The 16,449-nt window shown below is 69.8% G+C and carries 19 protein-coding genes; 12 read left to right on the top strand and 7 right to left on the bottom strand.

Going from position 1 to position 16,449, the window contains the following annotated elements; genetic code table 11:
• The first annotated feature begins 44 nt into the window (after positions 1–44).
• Entirely contained in the window at positions 45–1,460 is a 1,416-nt protein-coding gene (locus ABS642_RS18670) for an NAD(P)/FAD-dependent oxidoreductase (protein WP_350351310.1), read from the top strand.
• On the opposite strand, the gene ABS642_RS18675 is transcribed toward ABS642_RS18670, so the two are convergent.
• Together ABS642_RS18675 and dinB are read right to left on the bottom strand one after the other, a co-directional pair.
• Positions 1,455–2,282: a MerR family transcriptional regulator gene (locus tag ABS642_RS18675; protein ID WP_350351311.1), complete on the bottom strand. Its 828-nt coding sequence runs from the start codon at positions 2,280–2,282 to the stop codon at positions 1,455–1,457. The two genes, ABS642_RS18670 and ABS642_RS18675, sit on opposite strands and share 6 nt — an antisense overlap.
• A 61-nt stretch (positions 2,283–2,343) precedes the next feature.
• Complete coding sequence (dinB, locus tag ABS642_RS18680) at positions 2,344–3,552, bottom strand: DNA polymerase IV (protein WP_350353466.1); 1,209 nt, start codon at positions 3,550–3,552, stop codon at positions 2,344–2,346.
• Positions 3,553–3,708: 156 nt separating this feature from the next.
• Here dinB and ABS642_RS18685 point away from each other — a divergent pair, with 156 nt between their 5' ends.
• The 3 genes from ABS642_RS18685 (at position 3,709) to ABS642_RS18695 (ending at position 6,549) form a co-directional block, all read left to right on the top strand.
• A complete protein-coding gene (locus ABS642_RS18685; protein WP_350351312.1) occupies positions 3,709–5,418 on the top strand; it encodes an MDR family MFS transporter in 1,710 nt (569 codons plus the stop codon).
• 1 nt (position 5,419) lies between these two features.
• Positions 5,420–5,875: a MarR family transcriptional regulator gene (locus ABS642_RS18690; protein WP_350351313.1), complete on the top strand. Its 456-nt coding sequence runs from the start codon at positions 5,420–5,422 to the stop codon at positions 5,873–5,875.
• 164 nt (positions 5,876–6,039) lie between these two features.
• Positions 6,040–6,549, top strand: coding sequence for a MarR family transcriptional regulator (locus ABS642_RS18695; protein ID WP_350351314.1), 510 nt, complete (start codon positions 6,040–6,042; stop codon positions 6,547–6,549).
• Between the two features lie 17 nt (positions 6,550–6,566).
• Here the strand turns inward: ABS642_RS18695 and ABS642_RS18700 are convergent, their stop codons facing one another.
• Complete coding sequence (locus ABS642_RS18700; protein ID WP_350351315.1) at positions 6,567–6,959, bottom strand: ester cyclase; 393 nt, start codon at positions 6,957–6,959, stop codon at positions 6,567–6,569.
• 94 nt (positions 6,960–7,053) lie between these two features.
• On the opposite strand from ABS642_RS18700, the gene ABS642_RS18705 reads away from it, so the two are divergent.
• The gene (locus ABS642_RS18705) at positions 7,054–7,689 is read left to right on the top strand and encodes a DUF1684 domain-containing protein (RefSeq protein ID WP_350351316.1); all 636 of its coding nucleotides are present in this window, start codon (positions 7,054–7,056) and stop codon (positions 7,687–7,689) included.
• A 22-nt stretch (positions 7,690–7,711) separates the two neighbouring features.
• Here ABS642_RS18705 and ABS642_RS18710 read toward each other — a convergent pair whose 3' ends face one another.
• From ABS642_RS18710 to ABS642_RS18720, 3 genes are all read right to left on the bottom strand, one after another.
• Complete coding sequence (locus ABS642_RS18710; protein ID WP_350351317.1) at positions 7,712–9,112, bottom strand: threonine/serine exporter family protein; 1,401 nt, start codon at positions 9,110–9,112, stop codon at positions 7,712–7,714.
• Positions 9,113–9,185: 73 nt separating this feature from the next.
• Positions 9,186–10,112 (bottom strand): alpha/beta hydrolase, encoded by a 927-nt coding sequence (locus ABS642_RS18715; RefSeq protein ID WP_350351318.1) that lies wholly within the window; start codon positions 10,110–10,112, stop codon positions 9,186–9,188.
• A gap of 11 nt (positions 10,113–10,123) precedes the next feature.
• A complete protein-coding gene (locus ABS642_RS18720; RefSeq protein ID WP_282216050.1) occupies positions 10,124–10,954 on the bottom strand; it encodes a zinc-ribbon domain-containing protein in 831 nt (276 codons plus the stop codon).
• A gap of 88 nt (positions 10,955–11,042) precedes the next feature.
• Between ABS642_RS18720 and ABS642_RS18725 the strand changes: the two genes are divergently transcribed.
• Positions 11,043–11,846, top strand: coding sequence for a MerR family transcriptional regulator (locus tag ABS642_RS18725; RefSeq protein ID WP_350351319.1), 804 nt, complete (start codon positions 11,043–11,045; stop codon positions 11,844–11,846).
• 55 nt (positions 11,847–11,901) lie between these two features.
• Here ABS642_RS18725 and ABS642_RS18730 read toward each other — a convergent pair whose 3' ends face one another.
• The gene (locus tag ABS642_RS18730) at positions 11,902–12,564 is read right to left on the bottom strand and encodes a helix-turn-helix domain-containing protein (RefSeq protein ID WP_282216052.1); all 663 of its coding nucleotides are present in this window, start codon (positions 12,562–12,564) and stop codon (positions 11,902–11,904) included.
• 115 nt (positions 12,565–12,679) lie between these two features.
• On the opposite strand from ABS642_RS18730, the gene ABS642_RS18735 reads away from it, so the two are divergent.
• Genes ABS642_RS18735 through ABS642_RS18760 form a run of 6 tightly spaced genes read left to right on the top strand, consistent with a single transcriptional unit; the run spans position 12,680 to position 16,439 of the window.
• Positions 12,680–12,940, top strand: coding sequence for a DUF6458 family protein (locus ABS642_RS18735; RefSeq protein ID WP_282216053.1), 261 nt, complete (start codon positions 12,680–12,682; stop codon positions 12,938–12,940).
• A 3-nt stretch (positions 12,941–12,943) separates the two neighbouring features.
• A complete protein-coding gene (locus ABS642_RS18740; protein WP_350351320.1) occupies positions 12,944–14,080 on the top strand; it encodes a serine/threonine-protein kinase in 1,137 nt (378 codons plus the stop codon).
• Positions 14,077–14,517, top strand: a complete 441-nt coding sequence (locus ABS642_RS18745) for a hypothetical protein (RefSeq protein WP_350351321.1) — start codon at positions 14,077–14,079, stop codon at positions 14,515–14,517. Before ABS642_RS18740 ends, ABS642_RS18745 begins: the two co-directional genes overlap by 4 nt.
• A 9-nt stretch (positions 14,518–14,526) precedes the next feature.
• Positions 14,527–15,219: a phosphatase PAP2 family protein gene (locus ABS642_RS18750; RefSeq protein WP_350351322.1), complete on the top strand. Its 693-nt coding sequence runs from the start codon at positions 14,527–14,529 to the stop codon at positions 15,217–15,219.
• Positions 15,206–16,015, top strand: a complete 810-nt coding sequence (locus tag ABS642_RS18755; RefSeq protein WP_350351323.1) for a DUF1206 domain-containing protein — start codon at positions 15,206–15,208, stop codon at positions 16,013–16,015. Before ABS642_RS18750 ends, ABS642_RS18755 begins: the two co-directional genes overlap by 14 nt.
• Before the next feature lie 55 nt (positions 16,016–16,070).
• Positions 16,071–16,439: a hypothetical protein gene (locus ABS642_RS18760; RefSeq protein ID WP_282216058.1), complete on the top strand. Its 369-nt coding sequence runs from the start codon at positions 16,071–16,073 to the stop codon at positions 16,437–16,439.
• The last annotated feature ends 10 nt before the right edge of the window (positions 16,440–16,449 follow it).

Here is a 16,449-nt window from a genome sequence, read left to right on the forward strand (position 1 = left end):
TTCGTCCCGAGGTCGCGAAGGTCCTCCCGCGATACTCTCGGCGCATGGCAGAGTTCAAAGAGCACTACGACGTCGCCGTGATCGGAGCAGGGCCGGCCGGCGCGGCCGCGGCGCTGCGGGCATCCGAGCTGGGAGCGAGCGTCGTCGTGCTGGAGGCCGGGCGCACCGGTGGGACGTGCGTGAACACGGGCTGCGTACCCACCCGCGTGCTGGCCAAGACCGCGCGTCTCATCCGCGAGTCGCGCCATGCCGACGACTACGGCGTGCGCGCCGGCGCTCCCGAGATCGACTGGGCCACCACGGTGGAGCGAGTCCACGAACGCGTCGACCGGGTGCGTTCGATCAAGCGAGAAGCGGAGCGCTTCGCCGCGGCCGGAGTCGACCTGATCCACGAGGGTCGTGCACGTTTCGCGGACGACCGCACCCTCGTGCTCGACAGCGGTCGGCGCCTCACCGCCGGGTCGATCCTCATCTGCGTCGGCGGACATTCGAAACGGCTGCCGGTTCCGGGCGCCGAGCTCGCCACCGTGCCTGAGGACGTCCTGTCGCTCCCGGCTCTGCCTCGCCGCGTCGCAGTGATCGGCGCGGGCAACACGGGCGCGCAGCTCGTCACGGTCTTCTCGTCCTTCGGCTCCGAGGTGACCCTCCTCGATGTGGCTCCGCGGGTGCTGATGGCCTCGGATGCCGCGATCGCCGCGACCGTCAGCGCCGCGTTCGTCGAGCAGGGCGTTGATGTGCGCACCGGGATCGAGACGGTCGTGGGTCTGGAGCGAACGGACGACGGCGCCATCCGGCTCACGTGGCGAGAGGCGGGGGAGGAGACCGCGTCGACCTTCGACGCGGTCATCATGGCGACGGGATGGCCCGCCGATGTCGAGGATCTCGGCCTCGAGAACGCCGGCATCGCGATCGAACGATCCTCGATCCCCGCCGACCGCTACTTCCGCACCGTCGTGCCGCACATCTTCGCGGTCGGCGACGCGAACGGCCGCGACATGCTCGTACAGGCCGCGCAGTTCGAGGGCGAGGCCGCAGCGGAGAACGCGGTGCTGGGCGCGAACCGTCGCACGCCGCACCACCTGCTGCCGGCGGGCGGATTCACCGACCCGGATTACGCCGGAGTCGGGCTCACCGAGGAGCAGGCGAGAGAGCGCGACACCGGTTGCGTCGTCGCCACCGTTCCTTACGCCAACCTCGAACGCGCGGTGATCGACGACCGTGAGGTCGGCTTCCTGAAGCTCATCGCCGATCGACGTCGCCAGCTCATCCTCGGCGCCCACGCGGTCGGAGAGAACGCGATCGAGGTCATCCAGTCGGTCACCACGGCGATGGCGGCAGGCGTCGACGTGTCGACCCTCGCCGGCGTCCGCTTCGCCTATCCGACGTACAGCGCGATCATCGGACTGGCCGCGCGCGCGGTGCTCGCCGAGCGGGATGCCCCTTCGGCCACGACGTCATGACGCAGGGGTGAGCTCGATCGGAACCTGAAGCTCCGTGACCCAGCCGTCGCCCGGGACATGGCCGGGGGCTTCGAGGTAGACCTCCCGGCACGGACCGATCATCGAGTATCCGTCCGCGACGATCCGCGTCATGAGCGCGCCCCACGACTCGTGGATGCTCGTCATGTCGCCGCGATGGCGGAGCCGTGCCATCATCGGAGCGGCCGGGAGTCGCACGACTTCGTACCCGTTGCCCGGCACCGGCACCGGTTCCGCGGTGTAGGAGATGTGCACATCGATGTCATCCGACTCTTCGCGCGGGACGTACCAGAAGATACCCGGTTCGATCAGCGGGCGGCCGGCGGCCTCGAGAGCGTCGTCCAACCGCGGGATCAGGTCCCCGATGACCTCGCCGATGGCCTCGGACCCGCCGCCGACCGCCATGGCCTCGGTGGCGTAGACGGTGACCGCTTCGGACGCGGAGTACTCGACGGCGTCCGTGGATTTCCTTCCCGTCTCGCTGAGCTGTCGGTCGAGTCGCTGCAGCCGCGCCGCGTCGGCGTCGAGGGAGGCCACAAGCTCCGCGCGACGCTCTCGCAGGACCGCGCGCAGTGATCTCTCCGGATCATCCGACGCCAGGACGTGGCCGATGGCCGGCAGGCCGATCCCGAGGTCCCGCAGTGTCGCTATGCGGTAGAGGTCGGGCAGCTGCCGGGCCGCGTACTGCCGGCGTCCTGTCTGGTCGTCGGTGTGGGCAGGTGTCAGCAGCCCGATGGCGTCATAGTGGCGCAGCATCCGCGGACTGATGCGTCCGAATGCGGCGAACTCTCCGATGGTGTACATGATTGGCCAGTCTTCCTCTTGACACTGTGTGAGGAGCAAGTCCCACTTCCGCGCGCGCGGATCATTCGTGCTCGGGTAGCAGCGGCGCGGACCAGCCTGGGTCGCGACCGAGCTGCGCGGCACGGGCGACCGACGCCGCGCCGTAGCGATCGCGGACCGCGTCGAGCACCGTGTCGAGGCGCTCCCCGTCGTCGCTGAATCCGAGCTCGTCGAGGGGAAGCTCCGGCTGCACGCGGTCGGCATGGTCGAGCTGCGAGAGGGAGATGCCGATGAGGGTGATGCCGCGCTCGGCGATCTCGGGCTGCGCCGCGACGAGCAGCATCCGGGCGACGGTGAGCAATCTGGCGGTGCGATCGGTCGGGGCGCCGAGGGAGCGCGAGCGGGTCGCCTTCGCGAAGTCGCCGAAGCGCAGGCGCAGCACGACGGTGCGGCACACGCGGTCGCCGTCGCGGAGGCGCCGGCCGAGTCGATCGACGATCTGCGTGAGGATGAGGTCGAGCTCCTCGGCCGATCGCGGGCGACTGCCGAGGGCGCGCTGCGAGCCGACGGAGCCGCGGCGCCGCGTCGTGTCGACGGGGCGCGGATCTCGCAGCCGCGCCAGCGCGTGCACGTGGGCACCGGTCGCCTTGCCGAGAAGCCGCTGGGCTGCGGACGCCTCGAGCTCGGCGAGCTGACCGACGGTGCGGATGCCGAGCCGGTGCAGCTTCTCGGCCGTCACGGCGCCGACACCCCACAGTCGCTCGACCGGCAGGGGGAGCAGGAACTCCTCCTCGCGGTCGGGCTCGACCACGAGGAGGCCGTCGGGTTTGCTGACGGCGCTGGCGACCTTGGCCAGAAACTTGGTCCTCGCGACCCCGACGGAGATGGCCAGACCGACCTCGGCGCGCACGCGCTCCCGCAGCCGCATCGCGATCTGCTCGGGTGCGCCCACGATGCGCCGGAGTCCGCCGACCTCGAGGAACGCCTCGTCGATGGAGAGCCCCTCGACCAGCGGGGTCGTGTCGCGGAAGATCGCGAACACGTCTCTGCTCGCCGCGGAGTACGCGTCCATCCTCGGCGGGACGACGACGGCATCCGGGCAGAGCCGGAGCGCCTGCCGTCCGCCCATCGCGGTGCGCACGCCGCGGGCCTTGGCCTCGTAGCTCGCGGCCAGGACGACTCCGCCCCCGACGATCACCGGCTTCCCGCGCAGCGCCGGTGCGTCCCGTTGCTCGACCGAGGCATAGAAGGCGTCGAGATCGGCATGCAGCACGGTGGCTTCGTCCCGCATCGCGTCTCCCGTCGACGGGAAGATCGTCGCACGCACCGGGGACATCGGATCCTTCCGCCCCGCGCACGATCGTTGCTCCAGGTCGATAGTTGCGCTTACGCAACCAAAGGGGTATAGTTGACCCTTGTCAACTTTCAACACAGGAGCATTCACCCCGTGACTAACGCCTCACCTTCTTCCGCGACCGAGGCCGTGCGCTCACCGCGCGAGGTCTTCACCGCGATCTCCGGCCTCGTCGTCGGCATGTTCGTCGCCGTGCTCTCGGGCACCGTGGTGTCGACCTCGATGCCGGTCATCATCGCCGACCTCGGCGGCACGCAGTCCCAGTACACCTGGGTCATCACCGCGAGCCTGTTGGCGACCGCCGTCTCGACGCCCATCTGGGGCAAGCTCGCCGACCTGGTCGACCGCAAGATCCTCGTCCAGATCTCCCTGATCCTCTTCACCGTCGGCACCGTGATCGCCGGCTTCTCGACCGACACGAACATGCTGATCGCCGTGCGCGTCGTGCAGGGCATCGGCGTCGGCGGCCTGATGTCGCTGGTCATGATCGCCGTCGCGCTCATCATCTCGCCGCGCGAACGCGGCAAGTACATGGGCGTCGTCGGCGGCATCATGGCCCTCGGCACCATCGGCGGCCCGCTGCTCGGCGGCCTCCTCACCGACGTCTGGGGCTGGCGCTCCAACTTCTTCGTCGGCGTGCCGTTCGCGATCCTCGCCCTCGTGCTGCTGCAGTTCACGCTGCACCTGCCGAAGCCGCAGCGCGACACCAAGGTCTCGATCGACTACTTCGGCATCGTCCTCCTCGCCGTCGGCGTCTCCACCCTCCTCATCTGGGTGTCGATGGGCGGCAGCCAGTTCGACTGGGACTCCTCGACGAGCATCATGCTCGCCGTGACCGCGATCGCCGCGTTCATCACGGTCGAGTTCTTCGTCAAGGAGCCGATCGTGCCGATGTCGCTCTTCCGCAACCGCACCTTCACGCTCTCGGTCATCGCGTCGATCGCCATCGGCGTCTCGATGTTCGCGACGTCCGTGTTCCTCGCGCAATACTTCCAGCTCGCCCGCGGCGCCACGCCCACCGAGTCCGGCCTGATGACCATCCCGATGATCATCGGCCAGATGGGTGCGTCGATCATCATCGGCCAGCTCGTGAGCCGCTTCGGCAAGTGGAAGGGCTGGATGCTGACCGGGTCGGTCCTGACGACGATCGGCGTCAGCCTGATGGCGACGCTGCGCTACGACACCCCGTTCCCGCTGGTGGCCGTCTACATGTTCGTCCTCGGCGCCGGTCTCGGCATGGTCATGCAGAACCTCACGCTCATCGTGCAGAACGACACCGCCCCGCAGCAGCTGGGCGCGGCATCCTCGAACGTCAACTTCTTCCGCACCATCGCCGGCACCATCGGCGTCACCGTGATGGGCTCGCTCCTGTCGACCAGCGTCGCGAGCTACATCACCGACGGCCTCGACGGCTTCGTGCCGACCACGCCGGAGGAAGTCGGCGCGCTGGAGCACCTCGCGTCGGGCGACGTCCCGAAGGTCGGGCAGCTCCCCGACACGATCCGCGCGATCGTCGAGGGCGCCTACGGCCACGGCATCGCGGATGCGTTCATCATCGCGATCCCGCTCGCCGTGATCGCCATCATCGCGATCGCGTTCATCAAGAACAAGCCGCTCTCGACGAAGAACGCTGCGGAGCAGCTGCGCGACCAGGCCGAGGAATCGGTGATCGAGGTCGCCGAAGCCGAGGTGGGCGCATCGCTCTCGACCGGGACCATCCGGATCGCGGGCGCCGAGTCCCCGTCGCCGACCACGGGATCGGTGACCGTGCTCGAGCGCGAGGACGAGGAGCCGAGGCGCTGACATGGTCACCACGGAAGCGGCGACGTCTCAGGACGTGGACAGCGCTCTCGGCGACCTCCAGACGCATCTGAACCTCATCTTCGCGAGGACCCGGACGCTCTGGAAGGAGTCGGCGGCACGCATCGATCCCGAACTGCAGGTGGGCGGCTACAAGCTGCTGACGTTCATCGAGCGGGCCGACACCGCGAACGCGCACGAGCTCGCCGAGCGCTTCGAGATGGACAAGTCCGTGATCAGCCGCCAGGTGCGGATGCTGGAGGAGCTCGGTCTGATCGAGTCCCGCCCGGACGAGCGCGACGGGCGGCTTCGGGTCCTGACGGCCACGCCGTCGGCCCGCGCCGCCCTCGCCGAGCTGCGCCGTGACCACGCCACACGCCTGCGCACGGTCGTGGCGGGGCTGACGCAGGACGAGATCGACGCCGCCTCCAAGGTCTTCCGACTGCTCGCGGAGGTCTGACCGGAGTTCGCGTGCGCACGTATGCAGGTTCGGAACACGGATGCAGGTCGAGATCGGCGCATCACGCCTGCATCTGTGATCTCAGCCTCCGTTTGTGATCGCGACCGGGGCGATGATCGACGTCTCGCGGTCATTCCATGAGGCTTCGCCGTAAGCTGGCGACCATGAGCGCCTCGCCCGACGAACCCGCCCGCACGGGCGCGCCCGCCGCCGCGCCCGAAGGTGCGGGAAGCGCCGAATCCGGGAGCACCGAGCTCGATCAGGCGATCTCGCGCGTCGAGCACGAGCTGGGGCGACTCTTCGCCCGCATCCGCGTGAGCTGGCGCGAGGCCGCGACGACCGTGCATCCGGATCTGCAGCCGCTCGGGTATCAGGTGCTCACCTCGATCGCGTCGGGCAAGGCGACGTCTGCGGGCGCGATCATCGAGCGCCTGCAGACCGACAAGTCGGCCGTGAGCCGGCAGGTTCGTCAGCTCGAGGAGCTGGGGCTGGTGGAGAGCGTCCGCGACCCGGACGACCGTCGGGCGCGGGTGCTCGTCGCGACCGAGCTCGCCCAGGAGCGCGTGGCCCTGGCCCGCTCCCGGTACGAGGCACGACTGGGGGAGCGGCTGCGCCGCTGGTCGGCAGACGACCTCGACCACTTCACCGAGTTGCTCGCCGCGTTCGGCGACTGATCCGGGGCCTTGACCCCTCAGGCTTCGAGCTGCGCTCGTATCCGCAGGTGCGGTTCCGAGTCCGCGTGCTCCACGATGCGCCCGCCCACGATGCGGTAGATGCCGAACTCGGCGACGTTCACGTGCCGACGGGTCGCTGACAGCCCGTGGAAGACCCCGGAGTGGGTGCCGCTGCCGCGCAGGTGAGCGGCGATCCGATCATCCTCGATCACGAGCTGGATGCGCCGCCAGCGCCAGTCGGGGAACGCATGGAACAGGTCGGCCATGTCGTCGATCCACGCGTCCACGCCGCCGGGAAGGTGCGCACGTCGCACCTGCGGATCGACGAGCTCCCGGAGGGCATCCAGATCGTGCGCGTTGCAGACGTCCAGGTACTCGGCGAACCACTCCCTCGTCTGCCACGGCTCCACCTCTCCATTATCCGGGTGCTTCTCTCGAAGCGGCGCGGCCGATGAGACGACCCGGAGCCGGCCGCAGACTCGCGCGCGGCGTAGCCTGAACCTCATGACGCTCGAGAAAGCCCGCACCGCCGCCGAGGTCGTCGACTGGCGCCGCCGGGTCTTCGCCCTGTACGCCGCCATCCGCGACGCCGAGTCCCCGGAGGACGCGCACGAGCTCTGGCGGATCGAGCGCGACGAACTGCTGCTCCATCATCCGGCGACCCCGCTGCTGTCGGAGGATCGGCTCCTGTTCGATGGGCTGCCGATCGCGTCGTACGACCCGCAGTGGCGCTTCGAGCTGCCGATCCTCCCCGCCGAGCCCGGCGGCTTCGAGTTCGCGACCGGCACCGACGGCGTCGTGCCGTTCGAGCGGATCGGCATGGTCGAGATCCCCGACACCGGGACGCTCGACATCTGGCGTCTGACCTCGTACGCCGGCGGACTCTTCATCCCCGTGCGCGACGCGCTCGCCGGACGCCCCGGCGGGACGTACGGCGGGGGACGCTACCTGATCGACACCGTCAAGGGCGCCGACCTCGGCTCGGACGCGGAGCGCGGCACGATCGTCATCGACTTCAACTTCGCGTACAACCCGTCGTGCGCCTACGACCCCGCGTGGGCCTGCCCGCTCGCCCAGCCGGGCAATGTGCTCTCCATCGCGGTCCCGGTCGGCGAGATGTACGCCGGCACGGCGGGCTGACGCCCGCGGGCGGCGGCATCCGTCACCGGCGCGTCCGCGCTCGCGCCTTGCTCACGCTCCCGAGCGTCGCGCGCACCGGGGTGCCGAGGTAGAGCCCCAGCGAGGCGCCCGAAGCGAGACCGACCCCGATCACGGCCGCGTAGATCAGGGAGCTGCCGGCCACGACGACATCCGACGCCGAACCGCCGGTGTGGACCATCTCGAGCAGACCCTGGAACACCGCCACACCCGGGACGAGCGGCACGATCGCCGCCGTCGTCACCGCCACGGACGGCACGTGCAGGTTGTGCGCGATCATCACCCCGACGAAGCTCGCGAGCAGGGCGCCGAGGGCGCTCGCCGCGGCGGGATGCAGCTGCACCGCGGACGCGAGCGTGTAGCCCGCGATCGTGATGGCGCTGAGCAGGGCGCTCACGAGGATGATCCGGATGCCGGCGCCGTTGAAGACCGCCACCGCGACCGCGATGATGATCGCGCCCGCGAACACGCCGAGCAGCGGGCCGAAGGGAGCAGGGTCGTCGGGAAGGTCCATCGTGAACCCCAGCACGCTGCCGAGTTCCAGGCCCACCAGGATGCCGATCACGACGCCGAGCGTCTGCATCGTGAGGTCGAGGATGCGTCCGCCCGCGGTGAGGGCGAAGCCGTCGATCGCATCCTGCGCCGCACCGACCACGGTGAGGCCGGCGAGCATGAGCACGATGCCGGACGCCACGATGATCGACGGGCGGATGCCGACGAACGGCTCGATGCCCGCGGCGCCCAGCGCCGACACGGCCACGGCCACGACCGTCGTGACGAAGCCCCCGGCGATCTGGTTGAAGAACAGCGGCACCTGCAGTCGGGAGAGCCCGGCCTGGGTGATCGCCGCGGCCAGAGCCGCGATGAAGGTGAGGCCGACGATGATCGGCGACGCGCCGAGGAGGATGCTGACGCCGACCGCGAGCATCGCGCGGGCGACCACGACGATCGGCTGCTGATAGCGGAACGGCATCCGGCGGATCGCGCGGAACGCGGTGCGGGCCGATTCCAGATCGAGCCCGCCGCGGATGTCGGAGACCAGAGCCTGCACCCGCTGGAGCTTGGCGTGATCGGGTGCCGCCACGCGCACCACGCGCATCAGGGTCTCTGGCCAGACCTCGCCGCTGAGGTGGAAGGAGACCGTGATCGAGTTGTACGTGACGTCGACCTGCACGCCGCGAAGGCCGTAGGCGTCGCAGACCCGCATGATGGCGAGCGTGACCTCGTGCGCGGAGGCCCCGATCGCGAACATGGATTCGCCGATGCGGGTCGAGAGGTCGAGGACCTTCGGGACCGTGCGCTCGTCGATCACGGGCATGACCTCGGTGGCGGCGACGCTCGCGGGGTCGGTGTGCACGAGCCTGCGCGCGGCGGCGAGCAGACGCCGAGGGGACTTCGGGGACATGTCTCCATTCTCCTGGGTCGGTCGAGCGCTCGGTCGAGCGCTCGCCGTCGGGTCGAGCGTGCGCGTGGTGCTGTCAGCCGAGAGCGGCCCCGAGTGCCGCCGCCTGGGCGCGCCAGAATTCCCGTGAGACGCCTCGGCGGGACATGACGATGTCGAACCCGTGGAAGGCGCCGTCCACGACGACGAGCTCGCACGGCACGCCTGCCTCGCGCAGACGTTCCGCGTAGCGCACGTCCTCGTCGTGGAAGAGATCGTTCGTGCCCACGCCGATCCAGGCGGGCGGCAGTCCGCCGAGGTCGGCGCGACGCGCGGGAGCGGCGTAGTCGGAGACCGCGTCCGCCCGTCCCGGCTCATGACCGAGGTACGCGCCCCAGGCGTATCGGTTGCTGCGCGGCGTCCATACGCGCACCCCTCGGGTGTCGTGGTCGGTACGGGTGACCGTCCGGTCGTCGATCATCGGATAGACCAGGAGCTGGAACGCGGGGAGCGGACCTCCGGAATCCCGGGCGAGGAGCGTCGCTCCCGCGGCCAGGCCGCCGCCGGCGCTCGCGCCGCCGATCGCGATGCGTTCAGGATCGATGCCCCGCTCGGCCGCATGATCCACCAGCCAGCGGAACGCCGTGTGGACGTCGTCGAGGGCGGCGGGCGCCGGATGCGCGGGGGCGAGCCGGTACTCCACCGATGCGACGGTGATGCCCAGCGTGCGGGCGAACGCGATGTTGCTCTTCTCGTCGCTCAGCCGGTTCCCGGTGATCATCCCGCCGCCGTGGATCCAGAGGAGCGCCGCTGTCGTGCCGACGGCCGTGCGAGGTCGATAGACCCGCATCTCGATCTCCGGCGCCCCCGCCGGTCCGGGGATGATCAGGTCGTCGACGATCAGATCCTCGGGGCCGGGGCGTGGTCGGGGTCGGCTCCGGTTGGCCAGGGCCGTCGTCCGCGGTCCGAAGAAGAACGGGGGGATGAAGCGGGCGATCCGCAGATCCGGGTGGAAGGAGGCCATAGCCGATCATCTCAACGCAGGTACGCATCGACCATCAGCGCGCCGCGGATGTCGCGCAGCCTGTCGATCAGCAGCGCGACGCCGCGCGCGCCGACCGACGATGTCTGCAGGTCGTGCGGACCGAGCGGCTCGAGCTTCCCGGTGCGCACGCGCACGACCTCCCACCCGGCGCTCCGCACCGCGCGATCCTTCCGGCGGTCGGTCTCCTCTCGCTTGCCGACATGCTCGAGGCCGTGTCGCCCCACCGTGTCGTACTCGATCGCGATGCGCAGCTCGGGGAGCAGGATGTCGGGCCAGACCTCGGTGTGACGGAAGAACGGGCGCGTCACCTTGATCGCGTTGACCTCGCCGGTGAAGACCAGACGCTCGGTGAGCGCCGCGCGGAGCTTCGCCTCGGCGGCCGACGCCGGCTTCGGTGCGCATGCGCTGAGGAAGGCCGTGCCCTTCGGGAGATCCGGGGTCTTCGTGCAGACGGCGGGCGCCGGCATCCGCGGTCGTGCGGGAATCGCGCGTGCCTCGCCGAGCACGACGGGCTGCGGACGGGCGAGAGCCGAGCACTCCGGGCACCACGCCGAGCGTCGGCGGACCCGGCCCGGTCGCTCGCGCTGCTCGGTCGGGGTCGCCGCGAACCGATGGCCGACCGCGCACTCCCAGCAGAGCAGCACGTCGGCAGCCAGCGGCACCTGCGAGAGGGCGACGCCGTGATTCAGCTCGGGGTGATACTGCCGGATCAGTTCGGGGTACGCGGCCCACCCGGTGCGGAAGGCGCCCACCTCATAGGGCACGGCGGTGCCGCGCGAGAACTGTCTCCTCGCCCACCACTGCTGCACTGGCTCCGGCACACGGCGACGATAACCGGGCCGACCGACATCGCGATCGTTTCGTGGAGATACTTGACTCTGACACTGTGGAAGGCGGGAGAACAGAGACATGTTATCCATCGGAGCCTTCGCGCAGATCGGTCAGGTGACCCATCGGATGCTGCGGCATTGGGACACCGCCGGCCTGCTCGTTCCCGCTCACGTGGACGAGTTCAGCGGCTACCGCTCGTACGACCCTCGGCAACTGGAGCGTCTGCACCGGATCGTCGCCCTGCGTCAGCTCGGCTTCGGTCTCGACGACATCTCCTCGATCCTCGATCAGGGTGTCGATGCGGATCGCATCGCCGCGCTGCTGCGGATCCGGCGTGCCGAGGTGGAGCAGGAGCACCGGATCGCCGCTGCACGACTCGTCGACGTCGAGAGGCGGCTCCACCTCATCGAGAGAGAGAATCACATGTCCCGGATCGAGATCATCGAGAAGCCCCTGCCCGCTGTCCGCCTTGCGGCGATCCGCACGGTCGTCGCGGATCAGCCCGAAGTCGCCGGCGTCGTGGGGCCGGCTTTCGACGCCATCGCCGAGATCATCGGAGGTGAGAGCGGCGCGCTCGCGACGCCGATCGCGCAGTACGGATCGATCGACGACGGTCTGGAGGTCGTCATCGGCTACGAGTACGGCGGGCCGGTCCAGGACGGGTTCGAGATCATCGAGCTCCCCGCTGCCGAAGCCGCCGTCTGCGGCATCCACCTGGGGTCGATGGAGCGTATCGCCGAGAGCTGGCACGCGATCCACAGCGAGACCCTCGCCCGCGACCTCGAGCTCGCCGGTCCCTGCCGGGAGCTGTACGTGCGGGCGATCTCGGAGGACCAGTCCGACTGGGTGACCGAGCTGCAGCAGCCTGTGCGCCGCGCTTAGACGCGGAGGAGCCGGCGCGACCGCGCATCATCGTCGGATCGGACGAGATGCGCGGTCAGGCGGGGGCGAGACGGGCGACGAACCCGCGGATGCGTCGGTGCAGGGCCTCCAGGGCGGCGTCGAATGCGGCGGCCGTCCCGATCCGCGCGGGGTCGCGGATCGACCAGTGCAGGTCGTCGCGGGTCAGGAGCCGCTCGTGCGCGTCGTCGCAGACGGTGATCACCAGGTCGCCCACGGCCCGGACGTCGTCGATGTGGCGGGGCGGGCGACGTTCGTCGATCGCCAGGCCGTGCCGCTCGGCCGAGGCCACAGCGCCGGGGTTCACGGCATCCGCTGGTCGGGTTCCGGCGGAGGCGACCGGGATGGTGCTCATATCCTTCCAGACGACTTCGGCGAGCTGTGATCGAGCGGAGTTCGCGGTGCAGACGAAGACCACGCGCTCCGGGGGCGGCACGCTGGCGGGAGCGAGGGTGTCGAACACCTCGGGTCGCAGACCGATGTAGCTGCGCCGCTGATCGAACTCCGAGCGCGCACGCGCGATGATCTGGGCCGACTCGAGCACGCCGAGGTGATGGGCGACCAGATTGGAGCGGAGTCCGAGCTGCGCACCGATCTCGGACGAGGAGAGGTCGCCGAGAGTGAGGAGATCGACCATGCGCAGGCGCGTCTGATCGGCGAGTGCGGCGAAGATGCCGGCGCGGCGCGTGAGATCAGTCATCGCCTTCATCCATACCATGGGCGCGAGGCTGTGTCCATGAGGGTTGACTCAATGGAGATTGACCCTATTCTCGTACTGCGCATCGCACGTGCGGTCGCAGAGAGGTATGGCAATCATGGGAATCGGAAGCGGAATCGCGCTCTTCGTCATCGGCATCATCCTCGCGTTCGCGGTCAACATCGACACGGGCGGGTTCGTCGACCTCGACCTGATCGGCTACATCCTCATGGGCGCCGGCGTCGTGGTGTTCCTCATCAGCCTCATCCTGACGATGCGGAGCCGTCGCACGGAGACGGTCGCACGGACGTCGGTCGACCCCGTCAGCGGCGAGCAGGTCACCCGACGGAGCCGTCGCGACAACGATCCCGTCGTCTGAGTCGTGGCGTCGCCTCGCCCCGGTGACCTGACCGGCCACCTCCTCGGCGATCGGTACGAACTCGCGACCCGACTGGGAGAGGGTGGGATGGGCGTGGTCTATCGCGGCCGCGACACCATGCTGCGCCGTGACGTCGCCGTCAAGGTGTTCCGTGACGGAACCACCGAGATCGCGCGGACCGCCTCCGAATCGCAGCTGCTGGCCGCGCTCAACCACCCGTCCCTCGTGACCCTCTACGACGCTCATCTGGGCGCGGAGGAGCCGAGGTATCTGGTGATGGAGTACGTCGAGGGTCCCACGCTGGACGAGCGGCTGCGCCGGGGATCGCTTCCAGAGCCGGCGGTGTCGCGGCTCGCCGAGGATCTCGCCGACGCGCTCGACGCCGTGCACCGGGCGGGCATCGTGCACCGAGACGTCAAACCAGCGAATGTCCTCCTGCGTTCGCCCGGGATCTCGGGGGAGGAGTTCTCCGCCAAGCTCGCGGACTTCGGGATCGCGTATCTCGTCGACGCGACGCGGCTGACGACGCCCGGAACGATCATCGGGTCCGCGGCGTATCTGAGCCCGGAGCAGGTCACCGGGGCGGATCCGCGGGCTTCGACGGATGTCTACTCGCTCGGCCTCGTGCTGCTCGAAGCGCTCACCGGACGACGGGCGTTCGCCCAGAACGACCTGCGGGAGGCCGTGCTCGCACGCCTCTCTCAGGATCCGGTCATCCCGTCCGAGGTCGGCCACGAGTGGGGCGCTCTGCTCGCAGCCATGACCGCGCGGGATCCCGCCGACCGTCCCACCGCCAGGGAGGTCGTCGCCGGGGCGCGGAACCTGCGTGCGGGAAGAGCAGCCGCCGTCGTCTCGACGGCCACCGTGGCGCTTCCGTCCGAATCCGGGGCGACCCGCACGGCTGTGCTGCCGGCGGAGACCGCCGTGCTTCCGCCGGACACTGCCGTCGACGGGACACCGCGACGATGGCGACGATGGCTGGCCGTCTCGGCGCTGGCCGCTGTCGTCGTCGTCGGCGTGATCACGGGGATCTCGATCGCGGGAGCGGGCGATGAGCCCGCCTCTCCGCCGGCGCTTCCCGCGCTCGAGGAGCCGCTCGCTGCGCACCTGCAAAAGTTGATGGACGCGGTGTCGCCGTGAGCCGCCGTCTTCGCCTCGGTTGCGCGGCCGTCGTCCTCGCCACCCTCCTCGCGGTCGCCGGATGCTCGGCCACCGCGTCGGGGCTCGACACGCAGACGAGTGGGGAGTGGCAGTCGCGCGTGCTGGCGATCGCCGAGAGCGCCGAAGCCGGTGACATCCCGGCGGCTCTGCTCGAACTCGATGCCCTCCAGGCCGAGACGGCCCAGGCACGCACCGACGGGGAGATCAGTGCCGAGCGGGCGGCGATCATCCAGCAGTCCATCGATGTCGTCCGATCGGATCTCGAAGCCGACGTCGCCGTCACGCCCGCGCCCGAGGAGACCGCCACCGACGACACCACGGACACGGATTCCGACAAGGGCGACAAGGGCAAGAGCGAGAACAAGAGCGACAACGGCAAGAAGAACGACGACAACGGCAAGGACGAAGATGACTGAGGATGCCGCGTGAACCGAACCCGCGTCTCTGGTCCGCGGACCCGCGCCGCCGCGCTCGTCGTCGGTGTGTCGGCCACCGTCGCCTTCGTCGTGCTCCGCGTCTTCGTCGCGGCGGGCGGCCACGAACCGTTGGATGTCGACATCCTCTGGCACGATCTGATGGCTGCGTCGCGCAGCGACGTCGGCGTCGTCATCGCGTGGGTGCCGGCGATCGTCGGCGGGACGGTCGGCATGATCGTCGTCGGCGCCCTCCTCATCGCCCTGTTCCTGTGGCGACGACGGCGAGCGGATGCCGTGACCCTGGCGATCGCCATGGTCGTGGTCGTCGCGGTCGGCGCGACGATGGCCGCCGTCATCGGACGCACGCGACCGGCCGACTCGCTCGCGGAGCGCATGGCCACATCGTTCCCGTCCGGCCACACGGCCGTCGCGACGACCGTGGTCGTGATCCTCGCCCTCGTGCTCCGACGCTGGTACGTCTGGCTGCTCGGCGCCGGGTGGGTGCTCACGATGATGTGGAGCCGCACCTACCTCAACGCCCACTGGCTCAGCGACGTCGTCGCAGGCATGCTCGAGGGCGTCGCCGTGGCCGCGCTCGTCTGGATCGCCGCCGAATCGGTGCGGGATCGCCGTGCCCTGCATCTCGCCGAGGGCTCCATCGCACCACCGATCGAAGGACCTCGACCTCATGAACTCCACTGATTCCGCCGCATCCGCGGCTCGGACCGCGCAGGACTCCACCGTCTTCCGGACCCTGGCCAGGGTCGGCTACGTCGTCCTCGGCATCCTCCATCTCCTGATCGGCGGGATCGCGATCTCGATCGCCACCGGCGGCGGCGGTGAGGCGGATCAGGGCGGTGCGATGCAGCAGATCCAGCGGAGTCCGGCGGGCGTCGTCCTGCTGTGGATCATCGTGCTGGGGCTGGTGGCGCTCGCGATCTGGCAGATCGCCGAGGCCGTCCTCGAACGCGACCCCGACGCGAAGAAGAAGTGGGGCCATCGGATCAAGTTCCTCGGCACGGCGGCCGCGTACGTCGCGATCGCCGGGACCGCGCTCGTGTACGCGCTGGGCGGCCAGTCGCAGTCGTCCGACTCCTCGCAGTCGTTCAGCGCCCGACTGCTGGCGGCACCGGCGGGGGTCGCGCTGCTCGTGCTGGTGGGGCTGATCGTCGTCGCTGTCGGCGGCGCTTTCGTGGTGCGTGGCATCACGAAAGCGTTCACGAAGCACCTCGAGCTCCCCACGGGCGCGGCCCGCAAGGGCATCATCTCGTTCGGCGTCGTGGGCTACATCGCGAAGGGCATCGCCGTCGGAGTCGCCGGCATCCTGTTCGTGGTCGCCGCGCTCACGCACGATCCGGAGACGGCCGGCGGTCTGGATGCTGCGCTGCGCGCGCTGGCGGGGCTCCCGTTCGGCGTCGTCATCCTCTGGACGGTCGGTGCCGGACTCGTCCTCTACGGCCTGTTCTGCTTCGCTCGGGCCCGATACGCGAGGATGTGAGGCAGAGGGCTCGACTCCCAGGTGCCCATGCAGGTGCCCCGGCTACCCTCGGGGCATGCGCCGTCTCGTCGTCCTCCCCCTTCTGCTCGCCGCCGGTCTTCTCGCGGGATGCTCGCAGGTGACCCAGTTCGCCGGAGACGTCGTCGGCGTCCCGGTCGAGGAGACCTGCACGACGATCGATGACGCCTACGCCCAGTACCAGTCGGTGATCGATCAGGGTGGTGCCACGGAGGAGCAACTCGATGCGGCGCGCGACGATCTCGTGGCGACGCTCGACGGACTCGCCGACGACGTCGACGGGCAGCTGGGCGATCTCATCCGCTCCGGCGCGCAGCAGCTCGGCGAGGTGACCGATCTGCAGGCGCCGGAGACCGTCGAGGCGATCGAGCAGCTGAAGGAGTCGGCCTCGGCATTCTGCGGCTGAGCAGGGTCGC

It is taken from the genome of Microbacterium sp. A8/3-1 (genome assembly GCF_040267695.1).
In the GTDB taxonomy this organism is placed as follows: Bacteria; Actinomycetota; Actinomycetes; order Actinomycetales; family Microbacteriaceae; genus Microbacterium; species Microbacterium luteolum.